We start from the raw sequence: 18,124 nt of genomic DNA, 5'->3' as shown, positions 1-18,124 counted from the left end.
CCCGCCCCACCCAGGGCCGCACCACGACAACGCCGCTGCACCCGACCCGATCACCCATCCGGTCCGGTACAGCGGCGTCGCGGCATTCCCGGACCGATCGGTGGGCGAACCCGCACGAAGGCCTGCCCCGAGCCTTCGTGCGGCGGCCCGCGGTACGACACCCGGGGCGCAGAAAGTCGGGGGCCGACTTCCTGCGCGAGGCTGGGCGCGTCAGGGGACGAGGACGCTGCGGCCGCCCAGCGCCGCGTAGGACTCGCCGGGGACGACGTCCTTCTCGACCGGGCCCCTAACGGCTCGTCCCGGGCGCGGACCTGGACCACCGAGTCCGCGCAGTGGGTGACCACGGCTGGACGAAGTCGCCGAGCGGGAGGCATCCGCTCGGATCCTGGTGCGCGGCACCGTCGATGATCAGCATCCCGTGGGCCGCGTACGCGGTGCCCGGGACCGCGACGGCGAGGGCGGCGGCCACCGGCCAGGCCCCGAGAACGGTTGCCGTGCGTCGCTGCTTCATGCGTCCGCATTCCTTTCGGCCGGAGCGGGGCGGCCGCCCTGCGCGATCCCGCCGGTGCGGCTCGAAGCAACCGGCCGGTGACGCGGCGTCGGGGACGGAACGGCGCGGCGCCCGGCGCGGAGTGGGAAGTCGGACGGGTCGACTTCCCGCGCGGAGGATTCATGGCCCCGGCCGTCACCACAGGGCCGCCGGCCAGCCGCCGCGGGCGGCGGAGGCGTCCGAACCGGTCCGGTCGTCCTGGGCTCGGACGACCTGATGAAGGATGTCGGGACCTGGCGCGAGCACGGGGTGGAGTTCGACCGGTACGAGCCCGAGGAGCACCCGTTCGGCTTCCGCATCGAGGCCCGGGAGCCCGGACGGCCACCAGGTCCCGCTGCACCGGCGGCGGCCGGTCGTGACCGACCGGGCCGGGCGGGGCCGAGCTGCTCAGTCGGTTCGGCCGGCCTCACGCAGACGGGCCTCGGCGGCCCCGGCCCCGGGCCGGTCCGCGACGAAGAGAACGCGGAGGGCACGGTCCGCGGCCGCGTCCAGGATGTCGAGGAGCAGCGCGAGTCGGGCGGGCGGCTCGTCCGCGAGGAGGGCGTCGGCGTCCGCGACGAGGACGAGGGTGGCGACCGACTCGCTGCCGGGCGGGCGGAGCGCGTCGTTGAGGCACTCCTCGAAGGCGTCCCGGTTGTGGCCGAAGTGGCCGGGGAACGAGAGCGCCCGTGCCCACGCGGCGAACAGGGCCGCCCCGGTGCGGCAGTTCGCGCCCCGGACGAGGCGGAGCCGGTCCGCGCCGGCGGCGAAGCCCGCCCGGGTCCGGCCCGGCAGGAGGTCCCACCGGGCCGGACCGAGCGGGGGCCCGGGCGCTACGGGCGCATCAGCAGCCTTCGGAGATCTCGCGGAAGTTGGCGTAGTGGTCGGCGCTGTACCAGGTCTGCGCGGTGCGCTCGTCGCGGACCAGGCGCTCGGCATCGCGGTGGGTGGTGGGCTTCGGGCGGGGGTTGACGTCGTACTCGTGGTACGCGCCGCCCGCCGGGAGGTCCCCGCTGCGGTTGCCGTACGGGTTGCTGCCGCGGATGAACTCCGGGCCGGGAATCCGGAAGTCGACCGGGCGGGGGCTCGTGGGCCACTCAAGACTCTCCCAGATCCGGCAGGCCCGTTCGACCTGCTCCGGGAAGTCCTGGACGGGGAACGGGGGCTGGAGGAGCGCCCGGACGACCGGAGCGGCAGCCGGAGCGGCGGCCAGCGCGGGGGCGGCGGGAACGAGCGGGCAGGCCAGGGCGAGGACCAGAACGGCCCGCGCCAGACGGCGGAGAGTCATGGGGGTACCCGATTCCGTGTGGGAGCGTGTGCAGCAAAGGCGTACCGCGCACACGCGCAAGACCCCGACGACCACGCCGCAGCCACCCCCGCCCCCACTCGTCCGAGTGACTCCCGAAGCCGGCCGGCGTGACCCGGAGGACGCTCCGCCGCCGGCCGGCTAGCCCGCCAGCGCGGCGATCTCGCTCAGGATCCGGGCCGCCGGGGCAGGGTCGACCAGCCACTTCAGGTGGCTGCCCGGAAGGGTGCGGACGTCGTACGGATTGTCCGGCGTCAGCGCGTCGCCCTCGCGGATCAGCCGGTCCTGGAGGGCGAGCGGCAGGCTCGTGTCGTCGGCCAGGCGGACGTAGCTCCTCGGGATGACGCCCCAGGTCCCGGCCCGGGCCCGGTCGGCCGAGGTGCCGACGTCCAGGTTCTCGTCCGGCTGGAAGGTGTTCAGGAAGGTCAGGAACTCCTCGTCCGTGCCGTCGGCGAGGAAGGCCGCCTTGAAGGCCGCGAGGGCGTCCGGGTTCGCGGTGCGGAAGTTGACGCGGAGCAGCCCGAGTTCGGCCGGGTTCCCGGCCAGCGCCAGGGCCAGCGAGGCGGCGTCGACCGTGGCCATCTCCGGCTCGGCGTAGTAGTCGCTGACGTCGAGGTCGACCGGGCACCAGGCCGAGACGTAGACGATGCGGTCGATCAGGTCCGGTCGCGCGTTGGCCGCGGCCGTGGCCGTCATGCCGCCGCGACTGTGGGAGACCAGGATCACCGGCCCGTTCTCCTTGGCCCGTTCGAGGATCCCGATCAGGTGCGCGGCGTTGTCGGCGAGCGTGACGCCCTTGATCGACCCGGGCGCCGCGGCGAGCGCTTCGAGGTCCTGCGGCGTCTGGTAGGCGCGCGTATAGGTCGCCCCGAAACCGTGGCCGGGCAGGTCGACGGCGACCGAACGGTGTCCCAGGAGGCCGAGTTCGGCCTGGAGCGGGGCGAAGGCGAAGGAGTTGGAGAAGGCTCCGTGCACCAGTACGAAGGTCGGTTGCATCTGTTCGCTCACTTTCTGACGCCCTGTGGCATCGACGGCACGTGCGTCGGCGGCCCGGGCCCGGAGTCAAGTACTCCGACCGGACATCGTGGGAGGACCGGAGCGGATGCCGCACCGGACGCCGCCGTCGAGGAACCGGGGGACGGACACCGCAGGAGCCGACCCCGCGTACACACCCCCGAGCCCGCCCCCGCGCCGCCCCCGGCACACCGGCACACCGTGCCGTCGAACTTCGACGGCACAAGCCTAATGATCATCAAGGCGGGATGGCAATGATCAAGGCCCTGGCGCAGGACATCCACCGGGTCCCGCCGTCGGCCGCGCGACGCCGGGGCGACCGCCGCCGGACAGCGGGACGGGCCAGCGGGATCGGCCAGCGGGACGGGACAGCGGGACGGGACACCGGGACAGACGCCGGGGCGGGGCGACCCGACGGCACAAAACGCGTCGCGCGCGGGGCGGTGGATGTGGCAGGGTGCGACGGCGCGTGCGGACCACGCCCGAGACCTGACGACCGTTCACCACCGGAGTTCCCGATGACGATGCCGGCACGCCTGGCTCCCCTGCTGGAGCAGTACGACTTCGCGTGCAAGCGCCTGGCCGACCGCCTGGCGGGCCCGGTCGTGGACAGCGGCAACGGGACGGACGTCGCGGTCGGCCCGATGACGGACGACGAGTACCTCTGGGAGCCGGTGCCCGGCTGCTGGTCGGTGCGGCGGCACGCGGACGGCCCCGGGGCACGGGCGACGGCACTGGTCGGCGCCGGCGCGTGGGGGCGGGACACCGCCGCCGCGCCGCACCCGGAGCCGGCGCCGTTCACCACCATCGCCTGGCGCCTCAGCCACCTCGGCGAGATGCTGACCCTGCGGGCCGACCATACCAACGGCACCCGGTCGTTGAGCCGGGAGCAGTACCCGGTCAGCGGCGACGCCGCCTCCGCGATCGCGGGCTTCCGGGCGGCGGCCGAGGCCTGGCGGTCGGCCCTGCTCGACGCCGACGACGCGGCGCTCGACACCGTCGGCCACAGCAGCTACCCGTACGGCAGCGACCCGGAGAACCCGTTCGTCGAGATCGTCTGGTGGGTCAACCAGGAAGTGCTGCACCACGGCGCCGAGATCGCGCTCCTGCGGGACCTCCACCGGGCGCGGCACCCCGACGCCCGGGCGGCCCGGCTCGCCTGACGGCCGGTCGCCCCGACGCCCGCGCGGACCGGGACGCGGCCGGTGCCCCCGCGCTGTGCTGCGCGGGGGCACCGGCCGGGACCGCCGGTCGCGATCACCGCATCATGTAGACGCTGTCCATGAATTCGATGATCTGCTGGTCCGTCAGGCGGTGGCCGTCGCGGTGGCCCATGGCGAGGTCGGCCTCGCTGATCATGCCGACCAGCCGGTCGCCGTCGATCACCGGAATGCGGCGGATCTGGTGCTGCTCCATCTTCTTCAGCACCGCCTCCATCGCGTCGTCGGCACGGACGCAGTGCAGGTGCCCGGCCAGCTCCATGGCGGTCATGTCCGCCGGGTCCTTGCCCTCGGCGATACATCGCACGACGATGTCGCGGTCGGTGATGATGCCCTTCAACTTCTGGTCGTCGCCGCAGATCGGGAGAGCACCGACGTTCATGTCGCGCATCATCATGGCGGCTTCGGCGAGCGTCTGGTCGGCGCGGATGCACTGGGCACCGGTGTGCATGATCTCTCGGGCAGTGGTCACTGGGACTCCTTCGCAGGTCTTCCCCCCGAGCACCGGGTGTTCCGGTGCGCTCACCATAAGCAACACCTCGACCGCCCGCGAGCCCGCACGGCGGCACCCGGGGCCCGGCCGGGGCCGATACTGGGAGCGTGACGCAGCTGGACCTCCCCGACCTGGTCGACGAGGCCGTGCGGGCCCGGCCCGCGACGGCGTTGCGGCCGTACGTGGCCTGGTACTCCGGCTACCGCCAGCGCGGCCTGGCGCCCGCCGTGCACCGGGGCCTGCCCTCCCCGTACCTGACCTTCATCCTCACCCTGGACGAGCCACTGACCGTCGCCGGGCACCCGGATCCGGCCCAGCCCGGCGGGGACTACGCCACCCTGCTCGGCGGGCTGCACACCTCCCCCGCGCTGATCACCCACGACGGGCGGCAGTCGGGTGTCCAGATCGCCGTCCATCCGCTGGCCGCCCGGGCGCTGCTCGGCCTGCCGGCCGGGGAGTTGGCGGGTGCGGACGTGCCGGCGGAGGCCGTGCTGGGGCGGGCGAGCGGGCGGCTGCAGGAGGAGCTCCAGCAGGCGGCCGGCTGGCCGGAGCGGTTCGCCGCGCTGGACGGCGCGCTGCTGCGGGCCGCCCGCCCCTCGGGGCGGGTGCCGCCGGAGGTCGTCCGCGCCTGGCGGGAGCTGCGGCGCAGCGGCGGCTCGCTCTCGGTGGCGGCGCTGGCGCAGGACACCGGATGGAGCAGCCGGCACCTGCAGGACCGGTTCCGCCGGGAGACCGGGCTCACTCCGAAGGCCGCCGCCCGGGTGATCCGGTTCGACCGGGCCCGGCGGCTGCTGGCCGCTCCCGGGCCGGCGCCCCGGTTCGCGGAGCTGGCGGTGCGCTGCGGCTACTTCGACCAGGCCCACCTGGCCCGCGAGTTCCGTGCGCTGGCCGGGTGCGCGCCGAGCGTGTGGCTGGCCGAGGAGGGCCCGGACGCGGCGAAGTTCCGAAACGTCCAAGGCGCGGCGGGGGCGGCGACGCCAGAGTGGGAGTCCTGAGAACGATCCGGACCGCCCCGAGGAGGCAGATCTCCCATGAACACCAAGACTCCCGCTCCGCAGGTCTGGCCCAGTCTGCGGGCCCGTGACGCCCGGGCCCTGATCCGCTTCCTGGCGGACGCCTTCGGCTTCGAGGAGGTCGTCGCGTACGGCGAGGGCGAGTTCGTCGCCCACGCCGAGCTGGCCTGGCCGGAGGGCGGCGGCGTGATGCTGGGCTCCGACCGGCCGGACGCCGAGGGCGCCGAGCCCTGGCCCGGGCGTCCCGGCACCTTCACCGCGTACGTGGTCACGGCGGAGCCGGACGCGGTGCACGCGCGCGCGGTCGCCGCCGGGGCCCGGATCACCAAGGAGCCGTTCGAGACCGAGTACGGCTCGCGGGACTTCGCGGCCGCCGACCCGGAGGGCAATCACTGGTACTTCGGCACCTACCCGGGCTCGCCGCGCCCGTCGGCCGGCTGAGGCGGTGGTGACCGGTTCCGCGGGGCCGGCGGGGCCGGGACGTCCGCCGGCCGGGGCGGCGGCTCCGGTCGAGCGGCTGCGGGCACTCTGCCTGGCGCTGCCGGAGGTGTCCGAGCGGGTCAGTCACGGGGAGCCGACCTGGTTCGCGGGGGCGGGTCGGCGGTCCCGGGTGTTCGTGATGCTCGCCGACCACCACCACGACGACCGCCTCGCGTTCTGGTGCCCGGCGGCGGCCGGCGTGCAGGAGTTCCTGATCGCCGAGGACCGGGAGCGGTACTTCCGGCCCCCGTACGTCGGCCACCGCGGCTGGGTCGGGGTCCGCCTCGATGCGGCGCCGGTCGACTGGGCCCGGATCGAGGACCTGGTCGGGGACGCGTACGCGCTGGTGACGGGCTGACAGGGATTTTAGGTCGAGTGACCTATTCTTTCCCCATGAACCTCTCCCCGGATCCCGTGAACCTCTCCCCGGATGTCGCCGACCAGCTGTCCCACGACCCCGACGGGCCCGTCCTGCTGGTCGGCGGCTACGGCACCGTCGGTGCCGAGCTGGCGCGGGCCGCCTCCCTCGACTGGCCGCTGCTGCTGACCGGCCGCTCGGAGCAGCGCGGGGCCGCGCTCGCCCAGGAGCTCCGGCGGCCGGACGGCGCCCACCCGGTCGCCGTCCGCCGCTGGGACCTCGCCGATCCCGCGCCGTTCGGCGCCGCCGTCCGGGCCGTGGTGGGCGTGGTCAACGACCCGGACGACCGGGTGCTGCGGGCCGCCGCCCGGGCGGGTGTGCCGTTCGTGGACGTGACCCGCTGGACGGCGCGGCTCCAGCGGGCCGCCACCGTCGCCGCCCTGCTGCGCCCGGCCGCCCCCGTTCTGCTCTCCTCCGCCTGGATGGGCGGGGTGACCAGCCTGGTCGCGGCCGCCCTGGCGGAGCGGCTCGGCGGGGCGGAGCACGTCGAGACCGCGATCCGGTGGGACCTCGGGGACCGCGCGGGCGCCGACTCGGTGGAGTTCATGGACCGGCTCGGCCTGGACTACGAGGTGGTCCGGGACGGCCGCCGCCGGTCGGTGTCCCCGCTGAGCGGCGCGCGCACCGTCCTGATCGGGGACCGCGCCACCCGGGTCGCCGGGATCGACACGCCGGAGCAGTTCACCCTCCCGCTCACCCTCGGCACGACCACCGCCACCACCCGGATCGGCTTCAGCTCCCGGCCCGCCACGGCGGCGCTGCTGGCCGCCAAGCGCACCGGCTTCTTCCGCTGGGGCCGGGGCGAGTCCTGGGAGCCGGCCCGCCGCGCGCTGCTGTACTCGCCGGGCGAGGGCGGCGTGGCCCGGCTGCGGATCGACGTCGCGCACGGCGGCCGCGCGCTGAGCGCGGTGGTCGAGGACCGGGCCGGGCAGGCGCACCTGACGGCGGTCGGCGCCCTGCTGGGGCTGCGCCGGGTGCTCGGTGCGGACGGTGCGGCGCCCCCGCCCGGGGTGGCGTTCCCGGAGCAGACGCCCCGGCCCGGACAGGTCCTGGCCGACCTCGCGGCCCTGGGCGTCACGGTCGACGTCCGGAGCGAGCGGCGGGCGGGGGCCGCGGCATGAGCGGCAAGGGCGACACGACCGGCCCGGGCCGCGCGGGCGGCGGCGCAGCCGGCCGGGGCGGCAAGGGCGAGCAGCGGCGGGCGCAGCTGCTGGACGCGGCCGAGGAGCTGCTGGTCACCGCCGGCGGCACCGAGCTGTCGATGCGGGCGGTCGCGGCGGCGGCCGGCGTCCGTCTGGGGCATCTGCAGTACTACTTCCCCACGCATGCCGCGCTGGTGGCCGCCGTCCTGGAGCGGGTGCTCGGCCGGTCCGCGGAGCGGCTGGCGCCGCTGCTCGCGCCGACGGGCCCGGCGGGTGGCCCTGCGGGTGGCGCGCCGGGCGAGGACGGCGCCGGTGACGCCGGTGGCGCGGCCGACCCGGCGGGCGCGACGGCCGAGGAGCTGGTCAGGGCACTGCTCGCCGAGCAGGAGGACGCCCGCCTGGTCCGGCTGTTCGCCGAGCTGTGGGCCCTCGCGGCCCGGGACGAGGCCGTGGCGGCCTCCGTCCGGGCCTTCTACACCGAGTACCGCGCGCAGGTCGCGGCCTTCCTCGCCGACCGCCGGCCCGATCTGCCGGAAGCCGTCGTCCAGGGCCGCGCCCAGGTGTTCCTGATGCTGATCGAGGGCGCCTCGCTGTTCCGCTCCGGCCTCGCGGGCGTCCGCGAACCGGCCGCCGACGAGGAGTTGCTCCGGACGGCCCGGGCCCTGCTCGCGCCGTAGCGGGCCGCCGGGCAGACTGGCTGCGCGGGCCCGGCGAACAGGCGCGCGGGCCCGGCAGCTCGGAGGCGGCCATGCCGCAGATGGTGGTGGACGGGCGCACGATCGCCCTCTCGCACCTGGACAAGGTGTACTACCCGCGCACCGGCACGCTCAAGGGGGACGTGCTGCGCTACTACGCGGCCGTGCACACCGTGCTGCTGCCCCATCTGCGCGACCGTCCGGTCTCCTTCCTGCGCTGCCCGGAGGGCGTCGAGGGCGAGGTGTTCATCGCCAAGAACCCGCCCGCCGGGACGCCCCGCTGGGTCCGCACGGTGGAGGTGCCGAGCACGAGCGGGGACCTCCGGCAGGTGGTGCTGGAGGACGGCGCGGCGCTGCTCTGGGCGGCCAACCTGGGCTGCCTGGAGCTGCACGTGCCGCAGTGGCACGCCGCCTCGCCCGGGCTGGCGGACCGGCTGGTGCTGGACCTCGACCCGGGCGAGGGCGCGACCGTGCTGACCTGCCGGACGGTGGCGGGGCTGCTGCGCGAGCGGCTGGCGGCGGACGGCCTCGACTGCTGGGTGAAGACCTCGGGCTCCAAGGGGCTGCACCTGCTGGTGCCGCTGGAGCCCACGCCGAGCGCGAAGGTCTCCGCCTACGCCAAGGCCCTCGCGGCCGCGCTGGAGGCGGCCCACCCGGAGCTCGTCGTGCACACCATGGCCAAGGCGCGCCGCACCGGGCGGGTGCTGGTCGACTGGTCGCAGAACTCCGCCAAGAAGACCACGGCGGCGCCCTACACCCTCCGGGCCCGGCCCCGGCCCACCGTGTCCACGCCGGTCTCCTGGGCGGAGCTGGAAGGCGCCCGCGCGGAGCCGGACCTGGTCTTCGACATCGCCGAACTCCCCGGGCGGCTCGCCGAGTTCGGGGACCTGCTGGCGCCACTGCTGGACGGGGCGCGGGCCCGGCCGCTCCCCTCGCCGCCGTCGGCGGACCGGGCGCCGGCCACCCGCCCGGACCCTGCGCGCAGCGCCACCGGCACCGGCACCGGCACCGGCACGCGCAGCGGCACGCGCATGAGAACGGAGAGCGCCCCGGGCACGCCGGTGGTGCTGGAGCCGCCCGTCGAGGTGATGCGCCCGGCCGCCGTCCCGGCCGTCCCGCCCTCGGACGGGCTGGGCGGTTCGGGCGTGCAGTACGAGCTGAAGCTGGACGGCTTCCGCTGCGTGGCCTTCGCGCGCGGGGAGCGCCCGCCGTACCTGCAGTCCCGGTCCGGGCGGGACCTCGCCGCCGAGTTCCCCCCGATCGCCGCCGCCGTCGCCCGGCTGCCCGCCGGGCTGGTGCTGGACGCGGAGCTGGTCGCCTGGCGGGACGGCCGGTTCGCCTTCGAGGAGCTGCTGCGCACCCGGCAGGACCGGGCCTCGGACGGCGTGACCCTCGGGCTGGTCGCCTTCGACCTGCTGGCGCTGCCCGGGCGGGACGTCCGGCGCCTGCCGCTCACCGAGCGGCGGCGGCTGCTGCTGGCCGCGCTCGCCGACGTCCCGCCACCGGTCCAGCCGGTCCTGGCCACCACCGACCGGGCGGAGGCGCTGGCCTGGATGGAGCAGCTGGCCGCCACCGGCGTCGAGGGACTGGTCTGCAAGGCGGCCGGGTCCGCCTACCGGGCGCGCGGCGCCGGCCGGCTCTGGGTCAAGTACCGGCGCAGCGAGACCCTCGACGCGACCGTCCGCGCGGTCGTCGGCACGGCGGCCCGGCCGCGGGCGCTGGTGCTGGAGCTGGACGACGGCGCGGTGCTGCTCTCCGCTCCGCAGCTCACGGCGGTGCAGGCCCGACGGGTGGCGGAGGCGGTGGACGGGCTGCTGGGCCCGCCGGTGCGCGACCCGGACCACGGGAGTCTGCGGCCGCTGACCGCACCGCTGCGGGCCGAGGTGACCGTCACCGGCCGGCCGCCGGCGGCGGCCTTCGTCCGGCTGCGCGGCGACTGAACCGGGCGGTGGCGACGCCGCCCGGGAGGTCGATCCGCCGACCGGACGGCGTCAGCGGCGCCGGGCCGCGGCCGTCAGCGGTGCCGGGCCGCGGCCGCGTGGGCGAACTCCGTCACCAGGGTGTCGTTGAAGACCGGGAGGTCGTCCGGTCGCCGGCTGGAGATCAGCACGCCGGGACCGTCCCGGCAGACGTGGACCTCCTCGTCGACCCAGTGCGCGCCCGCGTTGACCAGGTCGGTGCGGACGCTCGGCCACGAGGTGAGGGTGCGCCCGCGCACCACCTCCGCCTCCACCAGCGTCCACGGACCGTGGCAGATCACCGCCACCGGCCGGCCGGAGGCGCACAGGGCGCGGACGAAGGCGACGGCCGTCCGGTCCGTGCGCAGGAGGTCCGGATTGGCGACGCCGCCGGGCAGCACCAGTGCGTCGTACCGCTCCGGGTCCACCTCGCCGACGACCTCGTCGACCGCGAAGGTGTCGGCGGGCGCCAGGTGCCGGACGGCCCGCACCCGCCCGGGCCGCGTCGACAGCAGCCGGGGCGTGCCGCCCGCCTCGGCCACGGCCTGCCAGGGGGAGGTCAGCTCCACCTGCTCGACGCCCTCCGGGGCGACCAGGAAGGCGACGGTCCGGCCGGTGAGGGTGACCAGGACCACGGCCGTTCACTCCGCCCGGCGGCCGCCGGGCGCCGAACGGCCGCGCCGGCCGGCGGCGTCACCGCCGGCCTCGACGACGACGGCGGGCGGTGGGACGGCGCGCAGGCGGGCGCGCGGGCAGTCCAGGTGGACCACCAGTTCCAGGTGGTCGATCCGGGCCACCAGGCCCACCGGGACCGGCACCCGGACGCCCGGCACCCACGCCCCGGCATCGACCAGCAGCTGGTCGCCGGTGTCCCGTTCGACCCGGCCGAGCGGTCCGTCCGTGCCCTCCACCTCGTAGCCGACCAGGTTCATGTCGGCGGCGGGGTGGGAACCGGGGCGGTACTCCCACGGTGCGGTGGTCATCGCCCTCACGCCTCCGGCTGGTCCCAGGGCCGGCGCTCGCGGCCCTCGGGCCGGTCGCGCCCGTCCGGGCGGTCACGGCCGTCGGAACGGTCGCGCCCGTCGGGGCGGTCACCGTCCAGGAGGTCCGCCGGGTGCGCCCCGCCCGCGCGGCGCCGCCGCAGCAGCACCGCCACCACGGCCGCCACGGCCACGCTGACCGTCCAGACCAGGATGACGGCGGTCAGCACGGGCACGGTCGGGGTGCGCACGCCGATACTCAGACAGATCGCGGACATCACCAGCGCCGTCATCACCACGCCGGGCGGCAGCCGGCGCCCCGCCCGGCGCAGCCCGACCCGGACCCGACCCGGCTGTTTGACCCCCATCGTGCTCAACCGCCGGTCCAGCCGGGAGTCCTGGCGCAGATCGCTCTCGATTTCCTCCAGGAGCCGCCGCTCCCGTCCGCTCAACGCGGGTCCGTCCATCTCGGTCACCTCCGACGCTACCGGTGACGCCGTCCTCGTCTCCGGGCGGTTGCCCGGATCGGGTGTGCGTCAACCGCTCCGGCCGGCCGGTGCGGCCGGAGCCGTCGGGCGGCAGTCGCCGAAGGCCCGGGGTCGGGCCAGCAGGCTGTCGTCCAACACGCGCAACAGGGCGGCGGCATCGCGGTGCACCTCGGCCGCGCCCGCCGCCCGCAGTTCGGTCCCGGTCCCGCCGTCGCCCTCCACCGCGACGCACGGCACCCGCGCGCGACGCGCCACCAGCACATCGCGCATGCTCGCGGCGACGAACACCGCGTGTTCCGGCGTCCCGTCGATCAGGCCGAGGGCCGCACGGACGGGGTCCTCGCCCGGGGCGACCACGGTCAGGGCCGGTGCCGCGACCGGCTCCGGGCCGATCAGCAGCACCGTCCAGCCTCGCGCCGCGCACTCGTGGAGCAACTCTTCGGAGCCGGGTGACGCGGGGCGCCAGTCGGTACCGAAGAGTGCTGCCGAGATGACCGTCATGGCCCACCGTCCCCGTTCCGCACCGCGCACGGACGCGCCCTTCCAGACTAGGCCTCCACCCCCGCGGCGCGCCCGGGCACGGGCCGGCCGGGGCCGCGCGGACGGGATTTCCGCAGCCGGGAGCAGCCGGCCGGCCCGGACTGCCACCCGTGGTCGACAGCCCGTAGTCGGCGGCCCGTGGTCGACGGCCTGTGGTGGGCGGCCCGGGGTCGACGGCCTCCGGGCGGGGTGGCCCGGTCAGCGGACCGGTGGCTCGGGGTCGGTGGCGAGGCGGGCGTGCAGGTGCTCGTCGTGGTAGGTGCCGTCGCCGTAGCGGTGGGAGGCGCGCAGCGTGCCCTCGGCGGGGTAGCCGCAGCGCTCGGCCACCCGGCAGGAGGTGTCGTTGCCGACCGCGTGGGCGATCTCGATCCGCCGGGTGCCGGCCGTGGCGATGCCCCAGTCGGTCACGGCCCGGGTGGCCCGGGTGGCGAGGCCTCGGCCGCGCGCGGCCGGGAGCAGCCAGTAGCCGATCATCGCGAGCCCGTCGGCCCGGTCGACCCAGCGCAGCGCCGAGTTGCCCAGCAGTGTGCCGTCGGCGGCGTCGATCACGGCGAAGGCGGCCGTGGTGCCGCCGGCCCAGCCGGCGTCGCAGCGGTCGAGGTAGGCCTCGGCCCCGGCCCGGTCGGTGGCGCGGATCGGGTTCCACCGGGCGATCGCCGGATCGGCGGCGGCGGCGAGCAGACCGGCGGCCGCACCGCCCCGGACCTCGGTCCGCCGGCCCCAGGGGCGGAGCAGGGCGTCGCCCAGGTCGAGCGTCACGGGGGCGAAGCCGCGCTGGTCGGGGGTGGTCTCCTGAGTGCTCATCCGGCTTTCCTATCCCGTTCCCGGTGCGCTCGCCAGCGAATTATTCGCGCCGGCTGCCGCCCCACCGGCGGGCCGGGGGCGGAGACCCCCGGCCCGCCACGGGCGACGGGCGTCAGATCCGGGCCAGGTACCCGTTGTCGACGAGCCAGAGCACGTTCAACCGGACCGGCCCGTTCGGGACGAGCGCGGCGTCGAGCTGGTACTGGAGGCCGTGGCCGGGCTGGCCGAACCACGGTGCGATCGGGCCGGCGTGCACCTTGAACGGCTTCAGCACCTTGTAGTCGTGGTAGTTGCAGCTCGGCGCCGGGGTGCTGTCGAGGCTCTGCGGCGGGATCGAGCGGCTGGCGTAGGGCAGGCCCTCGGGGGCGAGGAAGGAGCCGTACTCGCTGCCGTAGCGGTCGATGTTCTGGTTCGGGTACAGGGTGATCTCGAACTCGACCGGGGTGCCGTCCGGCAGGGTGACGTACCCGTTGGCCGGCGGGTAGATCCAGCCCGGGCTGCCGTTGTTCGCGGTGGGGCTGTAGTAGGTGGCGAGGAACTTGTCCTCGGAGAGGCCGCCGGTGCGCTTGTAGCCGATCAGCTCGCGGCCGACCGGGCCGGTGCGCGGCAGGTCCTCGGGGCCGAGGCGGGGGTCGCCGTGGTGGTCGGCCGTCGAGCACTCGTCGGACGGGGTGGCGGCGACCGCGTCGGCGGCGGTCGCCGGGACGGCCGGGGCGAGCAGGGCCACGACCGCGGCGAGCGGCGCGAGAAGCAGGCGAAGGCGAAGGCGCACGATGTCTCCGTCGTATCGGCATCGGAGCGGACCGGCGAGCGATTCGTCACCCTCCGTGTCCAGGTCGCCACCCAGGCAAGCGGATCACCTGACCCCCCGTCAACAGGAACGGCCGACAGCACCGCCCGTTTCCCCGGATTCGGCCAACCGGCGCCCGGACGGTCGCGGGGGCGTGCAGGATGGAGGGTCACGCCCCCACCCGGAGTCGCGCCACCCGGAGTCGCGCCACCCGGAGCCGCGCCACCCGAAGCCGCGCCACCCGGAACCGCACCACCCGGGCCCGCGCCGCCCGGACGGCCTCACCGGCTGCTGGGCGCCAGCTTGCCGAGGGCGTGCACCAGCCGGTCGAGGGCGTCGCGGGAGTTCGGCTCGGTGAGGTTGACCATCAGCCGGAAGGCCACCTTCAGCAGGGCCGGGTGGCCGAGACCGAGCGCGCCGGCGGTACCGAGCAGCCTGGGGCGGGCCAGCAGGTCGGCGACGAGCCGGCCGAGCGCGAAGTAGCCGTCGTAGGCGGAGCGCAGCGCCTGCGGGTAGCCCCGCAGGGCGAGTTCGCGCCCCCGGTCGGTGCGCCGGGCCAGCGCCTGGACGACCGTCTCGGCGGCATAGCGCCCGGACTCCATCGCGTACGCGATGCCCTCGCCGGTCGCCGGGCTGACCGTCCCGCCCGCGTCGCCGACCAGCAACAGGCCGTCGGCGTAGTGGGGTTGGCGATTGAGGCCCATCGGGAGGGCGGAGCCGCGGACGGGTTCGGTGACACCGTCGGGGGTGTAGCCGTACTCGGGCGGCAGGGCCTCGCACCAGCGCCGCAGGAGGTCCCGCCAGTCGAGCTCGCCGGCCACCGCGGCGGTGTCCAGGACGCCGAGGCCCACGTTGGCGGTGCCGTCGCCCATCCCGAACACCCAGGCGTAGCCGGGCAGCAGGCGCCGGGCCGGGTCCTTGGGGTCCCGCAGGTCGAGCCAGGCCTCCAGATAGCGGTCCTGGTGGCGCGGAGTGGTGAAGTACGTCCGGTAGGCGACGCCCATCGCGCGGTCGGTGCGGCGGTAGCGCTTCATCGCGAGCGAGAGCCGGGTGGAGTTGCCGTCGGCGGCGACCACCAGCGGCGCGCGGTAGTCGACGGGCCGCCGGTCCTCCCCCAGCCGGGCCGTCACACCGATGATCCGGCCGGACCGCTCGTCGACCAACGGGCCCGCCACGTTGGCCCGTTCGATCAGCCGGGCGCCCGCCGAGGCGGCCCGGCGGGCGAGCAGCTCGTCGAAGTCGGCCCGCCGCCGGACCAGTCCGAACGACGGGAACGCCGACAGCTGCGGCCAGTCCAGCTCCAGCGTGCGCCGTCCGGAGATCAGGCGCAGCCCCCGGTTGTGCAGCCAGCCGGCCTCCTCGGAGACGTCGATGCCGAGGTCGACCAACTGCTTGGTGGCGCGCGGTGTCAGACCGTCGCCGCAGACCTTCTCCCGGGGGAAGGCCGACTTCTCCAGCAGCAGCACGTCGAGCCCGGTCCGCGCGAGGTGGTAGGCGGCGGTGGAGCCCGCCGGGCCGGCTCCGACCACGATCACGTCGGCGCCCTCCTCCGGGCGGCCGGGGGCACCGTCGGCGGACAACTGCTGCTCGGGGCCTGGCATCTCGCACTCCCACGGGGTCTGATCGGCTGCGGACTCAGCGGTCTCAGACGATAGGGACAGCGGCCGCCGTGCCGCGCCCCGACACGCGGGCCCCGCCCCGATCACCGGCCGTTACCGGCCATCGGGGCGGGGCCCGCGCCGCTCCGTCAGAGGCCGCCGTTGACCACCGCGCTGGAGACCGCGCCGTAGCGGACGTTCCACTTGTCGAGGATCTTGTCGTACTCGCCGCCGCGGATCACCTGGTCCAGCGCCTTGGCGACGGCGTCCCGCAGGGCGGTGTTGTCCTTGGCGACGGTGATGCCGTACGGGCCGGACTGCAGGAAGTGCGTGTTGGCCAGCTGGAACACCCCGGCCCGGCCCGGTTGGGTGGTGTTGTACTGGGCCACCGGGTAGTCGTTCAGATCGGCGACCGCGGTACCGGCGGCCACCTCGGCGAGCGCCTGCTCGTCGGTGTCGAAGCGGTGGATCTGCAGCTGCTTGCCGATCCGCAGGCAGGCCGCCGTCTGCCGGCCGGCCAGCTCGTCCTGGACGGTGCCGCGCTGGACGGCGACGGTACGGCCGCAGAGGCTGTCCAGGGTGGTCAGGTTCAGCTGGTTGCCGGCCTTGACCACCATCGAGGTGCCGGTGGCGAAGTAGTCGACGAAGTCCACGCCCGCGTCGGCCTGGTGCCCGTCGTCGGCGGCGCCGAGCTGGCGCTGCTTGGTGTCGATCACGGCCGACATCGCCAGATCGAGCTGCTTGGCCTGGACGGCCGGAATCAGCTTCTCGAACGGCATGTCGGTGAACTCGACCCGGAGGCCGAGGTAGGAGCCGATCGCCTTGGCGAGCTCGGGGTCCAGCCCGGCGGGCTCGCCGGCCGGGTCCTTGAAATCGACCGGCGGGTAGTTGAGGTAGGAGCCGATCCGGAGCACGCCGGCGTCCCGGACCGCCTTGGGGAGGCGGGCCCGGAGGTCCTGCTGGCTGCCGGGCGGCGGGACGGCGGCGCTGCCGCAGCCGGAGAGCAGCAGCCCGCCCGCGCCGAGCGCGGCGGCGCGCAGCGGCGCCCGGGACCGGGTGCGGGTGGCCGGGGAGGTGGCTGCGGGGGTGGATGTGGCTGCGGGGGTGGATGTGGGGGTGGGAACGGGCATACGGGTGCAGTGCATCGCGATGTCTTCTTCGCAGGTGAGGGTGAGCAGACAGGGAGACGCCGCGCCGGAAATGGCTGCCGGGGTACGGAGCGCGGACCTCGTCGCCGTGTGCCCGATCGGGCCACCCTGGGGTGAGGGGGTGGCCGGTCGGCGGAGGCCCGCCGTCGGGGGCGGTCGGGGGCCATCCTCGCACCCCGGCCGACGGACCGGCGCGGCGGGTCGGGGCGAGGGCCGGGGCGAGGGTCGGCTCAGGGCCGCGCGGCCGGTCGGGCGGGGACCGGCGGACGGCGGACGGACAAGCAGCGGGCGGGCCCGCGACCTCGTGGTCGCCGGCCCGCCCGCTGCGGCCCACCGGATCGCCCGGGGAGTGCCCCGGGAGCGACCCGGGACTGCTCGGACGGTGCTCAGGGATTGATCGCGAGCACCACGTACGCCGCCAGCACCGAGAGGTGCACGGCGCCCTGCAGCGGTGTCGCACGGCGCGGGATGACGGTCAGCGTGCCGACCGCGACGGTCAGCACGAGCAGCACCAGGTGCGTCGGCCCGAGGCCCAGCTCAAGCGGCCCCGGGAGCCAGGCGGAGGCCACCGCGACGGCCGGGATGGTCAGGCCGATGCTCGCCAGCGCCGAGCCGAGCGCCAGGTTGAGGCTGGTCTGCACCCGGTTGCGCACGGCCGAGCGCAGCGCCGCGATGGTCTCCGGCGCCAGCACCAGGAGCGCGATCACCACACCCACCACCGAGGACGGCAGCCCGGCCGAGTAGACGGCGGACTCGATGGTCGGCGAGACGCCCTTGGCCAGCCCCACCACCGAGATCAGCGCGACCGCGAGCAGCCCCAGGCTGACCCTGGTCGCCCGCAGGCTCGGCGGATCGGCGTGGTCCTCCTCGTCGAGCACCGTGCCCTCGGGGGTGACGGGCAGGAAGTAGTCGCGGTGGCGGAAGGTCAGGGTGGCCACGAACAGCCCGTACAGCAGCAGCGAGGCGGCGGCCGCGAAAGCGAGCTGGGCGGGCGCGAACACGGGGCCCGGCGAGCTGGTGGTGAAGGTCGGCAGCACCAGGCTGAGCGTGGCGAGGGTGCCGATGGTGGCCAGCGCCGCACCCGTGCCCTCGGCGTTGAACACCGCCACCCGGTACTTGATCGCGGCCACCAGGATGGAGATCCCGAGGATGCCGTTGCAGGTGATCATCACGGCGGCGAACACGGTGTCCCGGGCCAGCGTGGCGGCCTTGTCCCCGCCGTCCGCCATCAGGGTCACGATCAGCGCCACCTCGATGACGGTGACCGCGACCGCCAGCACCAGCGAGCCGAACGGCTCCCCCACCCGGTGCGCCACCACCTCGGCGTGGTGCACGGCGGCGAGCACCGCACCGGCCAGGAAGCAGGCCATCAGGCCCACCACCCAGCCGGGCAGGTCGCGGTGCCAGGTGAGGACAAGGACGACGAACGACACCACCGGGACGACGACGGTCCACTGCGTGGTGGCCGCGCGGAGCTTCGTGATCATGCGGCCGAGCATCGCATTCCG

Annotated in this window: 21 protein-coding genes and 1 pseudogene; 8 read left to right on the top strand and 14 right to left on the bottom strand. The window is 75.7% G+C overall.

Going from position 1 to position 18,124, the window contains the following annotated elements; all coding sequences use genetic code 11:
• Positions 1 to 286: 286 nt before the first annotated feature.
• From ACWDRR_RS40270 to ACWDRR_RS40255, 4 genes are all read right to left on the bottom strand, one after another.
• Complete coding sequence (locus ACWDRR_RS40270; RefSeq protein ID WP_449777262.1) at positions 287 to 511, bottom strand: hypothetical protein; 225 nt, start codon at positions 509 to 511, stop codon at positions 287 to 289.
• A 426-nt stretch (positions 512 to 937) separates the two neighbouring features.
• Entirely contained in the window at positions 938 to 1,468 is a 531-nt protein-coding gene (locus ACWDRR_RS40265) for a barstar family protein (protein WP_449777261.1), read from the bottom strand.
• Entirely contained in the window at positions 1,374 to 1,817 is a 444-nt protein-coding gene (locus ACWDRR_RS40260; RefSeq protein WP_449777260.1) for a ribonuclease domain-containing protein, read from the bottom strand. Before ACWDRR_RS40260 ends, ACWDRR_RS40265 begins: the two co-directional genes overlap by 95 nt.
• A gap of 159 nt (positions 1,818 to 1,976) precedes the next feature.
• Positions 1,977 to 2,831, bottom strand: a complete 855-nt coding sequence (locus ACWDRR_RS40255; RefSeq protein WP_449777259.1) for an alpha/beta fold hydrolase — start codon at positions 2,829 to 2,831, stop codon at positions 1,977 to 1,979.
• Between the two features lie 536 nt (positions 2,832 to 3,367).
• On the opposite strand from ACWDRR_RS40255, the gene ACWDRR_RS40250 reads away from it, so the two are divergent.
• Positions 3,368 to 4,012: a DinB family protein gene (locus ACWDRR_RS40250; RefSeq protein WP_449777258.1), complete on the top strand. Its 645-nt coding sequence runs from the start codon at positions 3,368 to 3,370 to the stop codon at positions 4,010 to 4,012.
• A gap of 94 nt (positions 4,013 to 4,106) precedes the next feature.
• On the opposite strand, the gene ACWDRR_RS40245 is transcribed toward ACWDRR_RS40250, so the two are convergent.
• Positions 4,107 to 4,541 carry a CBS domain-containing protein gene (locus ACWDRR_RS40245; protein WP_449777257.1) on the bottom strand — a complete coding sequence of 145 codons (435 nt, stop codon included), beginning with the start codon at positions 4,539 to 4,541 and terminating at the stop codon, positions 4,107 to 4,109.
• 128 nt (positions 4,542 to 4,669) lie between these two features.
• On the opposite strand from ACWDRR_RS40245, the gene ACWDRR_RS40240 reads away from it, so the two are divergent.
• From ACWDRR_RS40240 to ACWDRR_RS40210, 7 genes and pseudogenes are all read left to right on the top strand, one after another.
• Positions 4,670 to 5,557, top strand: a complete 888-nt coding sequence (locus tag ACWDRR_RS40240; RefSeq protein WP_449777256.1) for a helix-turn-helix domain-containing protein — start codon at positions 4,670 to 4,672, stop codon at positions 5,555 to 5,557.
• A 36-nt stretch (positions 5,558 to 5,593) separates the two neighbouring features.
• Entirely contained in the window at positions 5,594 to 6,016 is a 423-nt protein-coding gene (locus tag ACWDRR_RS40235; protein WP_449777255.1) for a VOC family protein, read from the top strand.
• A 7-nt stretch (positions 6,017 to 6,023) separates the two neighbouring features.
• Positions 6,024 to 6,413: an MmcQ/YjbR family DNA-binding protein gene (locus tag ACWDRR_RS40230; RefSeq protein ID WP_449777254.1), complete on the top strand. Its 390-nt coding sequence runs from the start codon at positions 6,024 to 6,026 to the stop codon at positions 6,411 to 6,413.
• A gap of 35 nt (positions 6,414 to 6,448) precedes the next feature.
• A complete protein-coding gene (locus ACWDRR_RS40225; protein ID WP_449777253.1) occupies positions 6,449 to 7,594 on the top strand; it encodes a saccharopine dehydrogenase in 1,146 nt (381 codons plus the stop codon).
• On the top strand, positions 7,591 to 8,292 hold the full coding sequence (locus ACWDRR_RS40220) for a TetR family transcriptional regulator (protein ID WP_449777252.1): 702 nt from the start codon (positions 7,591 to 7,593) through the stop codon (positions 8,290 to 8,292). The genes ACWDRR_RS40225 and ACWDRR_RS40220 overlap by 4 nt, the downstream gene beginning before the upstream one ends.
• Positions 8,293 to 8,363: 71 nt before the next feature.
• Positions 8,364 to 9,245, top strand: a pseudogene (ligD, locus tag ACWDRR_RS40215) (non-homologous end-joining DNA ligase); the annotation flags it as partial.
• A gap of 96 nt (positions 9,246 to 9,341) precedes the next feature.
• Entirely contained in the window at positions 9,342 to 10,250 is a 909-nt protein-coding gene (locus ACWDRR_RS40210) for an ATP-dependent DNA ligase (protein ID WP_449777269.1), read from the top strand.
• 74 nt (positions 10,251 to 10,324) lie between these two features.
• Here ACWDRR_RS40210 and ACWDRR_RS40205 read toward each other — a convergent pair whose 3' ends face one another.
• The 9 genes from ACWDRR_RS40205 to ACWDRR_RS40165 form a co-directional block, all read right to left on the bottom strand.
• A complete protein-coding gene (locus ACWDRR_RS40205) occupies positions 10,325 to 10,903 on the bottom strand; it encodes a type 1 glutamine amidotransferase domain-containing protein (RefSeq protein ID WP_449777251.1) in 579 nt (192 codons plus the stop codon).
• A 6-nt stretch (positions 10,904 to 10,909) separates the two neighbouring features.
• The gene (locus ACWDRR_RS40200; RefSeq protein ID WP_449777250.1) at positions 10,910 to 11,251 is read right to left on the bottom strand and encodes a hypothetical protein; all 342 of its coding nucleotides are present in this window, start codon (positions 11,249 to 11,251) and stop codon (positions 10,910 to 10,912) included.
• A gap of 5 nt (positions 11,252 to 11,256) precedes the next feature.
• Positions 11,257 to 11,715 (bottom strand): hypothetical protein, encoded by a 459-nt coding sequence (locus tag ACWDRR_RS40195; RefSeq protein WP_449777249.1) that lies wholly within the window; start codon positions 11,713 to 11,715, stop codon positions 11,257 to 11,259.
• Positions 11,716 to 11,784: 69 nt separating this feature from the next.
• Positions 11,785 to 12,237: an HAD family hydrolase gene (locus ACWDRR_RS40190; RefSeq protein WP_449777248.1), complete on the bottom strand. Its 453-nt coding sequence runs from the start codon at positions 12,235 to 12,237 to the stop codon at positions 11,785 to 11,787.
• Positions 12,238 to 12,474: 237 nt separating this feature from the next.
• Entirely contained in the window at positions 12,475 to 13,080 is a 606-nt protein-coding gene (locus ACWDRR_RS40185; protein WP_449777247.1) for a GNAT family N-acetyltransferase, read from the bottom strand.
• Positions 13,081 to 13,192: 112 nt separating this feature from the next.
• The gene (locus ACWDRR_RS40180; RefSeq protein ID WP_449777246.1) at positions 13,193 to 13,852 is read right to left on the bottom strand and encodes a TNT domain-containing protein; all 660 of its coding nucleotides are present in this window, start codon (positions 13,850 to 13,852) and stop codon (positions 13,193 to 13,195) included.
• A 299-nt stretch (positions 13,853 to 14,151) separates the two neighbouring features.
• Positions 14,152 to 15,471, bottom strand: a complete 1,320-nt coding sequence (locus ACWDRR_RS40175) for a geranylgeranyl reductase family protein (protein ID WP_449777245.1) — start codon at positions 15,469 to 15,471, stop codon at positions 14,152 to 14,154.
• Between the two features lie 146 nt (positions 15,472 to 15,617).
• Positions 15,618 to 16,598, bottom strand: coding sequence for an ABC transporter substrate-binding protein (locus ACWDRR_RS40170; protein WP_449777244.1), 981 nt, complete (start codon positions 16,596 to 16,598; stop codon positions 15,618 to 15,620).
• Between the two features lie 404 nt (positions 16,599 to 17,002).
• Positions 17,003 to 18,103 carry a calcium:proton antiporter gene (locus ACWDRR_RS40165; RefSeq protein ID WP_449777243.1) on the bottom strand — a complete coding sequence of 367 codons (1,101 nt, stop codon included), beginning with the start codon at positions 18,101 to 18,103 and terminating at the stop codon, positions 17,003 to 17,005.
• Positions 18,104 to 18,124 lie beyond the last annotated feature (21 nt).

Source organism: Kitasatospora sp. NPDC003701, assembly GCF_053587085.1.
This window is presented reverse-complemented; position numbering and strand designations above follow the sequence as displayed.

What these genes read in the sequence shown, in the direction of transcription:
- ACWDRR_RS40170 (WP_449777244.1), bottom strand. Translation starts at nt 16,598, where the DNA reads ATGCCCGTTCCCACCCCCACATCCACCCCCGCAGCCACATCCACCCCC.
- ACWDRR_RS40265 (WP_449777261.1), bottom strand. Translation starts at nt 1,468, where the DNA reads ATGCCGAGCGCCTGGTCCGCGACGAGCGCACCGCGCAGACCTGGTACA.
- ACWDRR_RS40165 (WP_449777243.1), bottom strand. Translation starts at nt 18,103, where the DNA reads ATGATCACGAAGCTCCGCGCGGCCACCACGCAGTGGACCGTCGTCGTC.
- ACWDRR_RS40220 (WP_449777252.1), top strand. Translation starts at nt 7,591, where the DNA reads ATGAGCGGCAAGGGCGACACGACCGGCCCGGGCCGCGCGGGCGGCGGC.
- ACWDRR_RS40250 (WP_449777258.1), top strand. Translation starts at nt 3,368, where the DNA reads ATGACGATGCCGGCACGCCTGGCTCCCCTGCTGGAGCAGTACGACTTC.
- ACWDRR_RS40235 (WP_449777255.1), top strand. Translation starts at nt 5,594, where the DNA reads ATGAACACCAAGACTCCCGCTCCGCAGGTCTGGCCCAGTCTGCGGGCC.
- ACWDRR_RS40190 (WP_449777248.1), bottom strand. Translation starts at nt 12,237, where the DNA reads ATGACGGTCATCTCGGCAGCACTCTTCGGTACCGACTGGCGCCCCGCG.
- ACWDRR_RS40200 (WP_449777250.1), bottom strand. Translation starts at nt 11,251, where the DNA reads ATGACCACCGCACCGTGGGAGTACCGCCCCGGTTCCCACCCCGCCGCC.
- ACWDRR_RS40185 (WP_449777247.1), bottom strand. Translation starts at nt 13,080, where the DNA reads ATGAGCACTCAGGAGACCACCCCCGACCAGCGCGGCTTCGCCCCCGTG.
- ACWDRR_RS40210 (WP_449777269.1), top strand. Translation starts at nt 9,342, where the DNA reads ATGAGAACGGAGAGCGCCCCGGGCACGCCGGTGGTGCTGGAGCCGCCC.
- ACWDRR_RS40255 (WP_449777259.1), bottom strand. Translation starts at nt 2,831, where the DNA reads ATGCAACCGACCTTCGTACTGGTGCACGGAGCCTTCTCCAACTCCTTC.
- ACWDRR_RS40195 (WP_449777249.1), bottom strand. Translation starts at nt 11,715, where the DNA reads ATGGACGGACCCGCGTTGAGCGGACGGGAGCGGCGGCTCCTGGAGGAA.
- ACWDRR_RS40260 (WP_449777260.1), bottom strand. Translation starts at nt 1,817, where the DNA reads ATGACTCTCCGCCGTCTGGCGCGGGCCGTTCTGGTCCTCGCCCTGGCC.
- ACWDRR_RS40175 (WP_449777245.1), bottom strand. Translation starts at nt 15,471, where the DNA reads ATGCCAGGCCCCGAGCAGCAGTTGTCCGCCGACGGTGCCCCCGGCCGC.
- ACWDRR_RS40225 (WP_449777253.1), top strand. Translation starts at nt 6,449, where the DNA reads ATGAACCTCTCCCCGGATCCCGTGAACCTCTCCCCGGATGTCGCCGAC.
- ACWDRR_RS40270 (WP_449777262.1), bottom strand. Translation starts at nt 511, where the DNA reads ATGAAGCAGCGACGCACGGCAACCGTTCTCGGGGCCTGGCCGGTGGCC.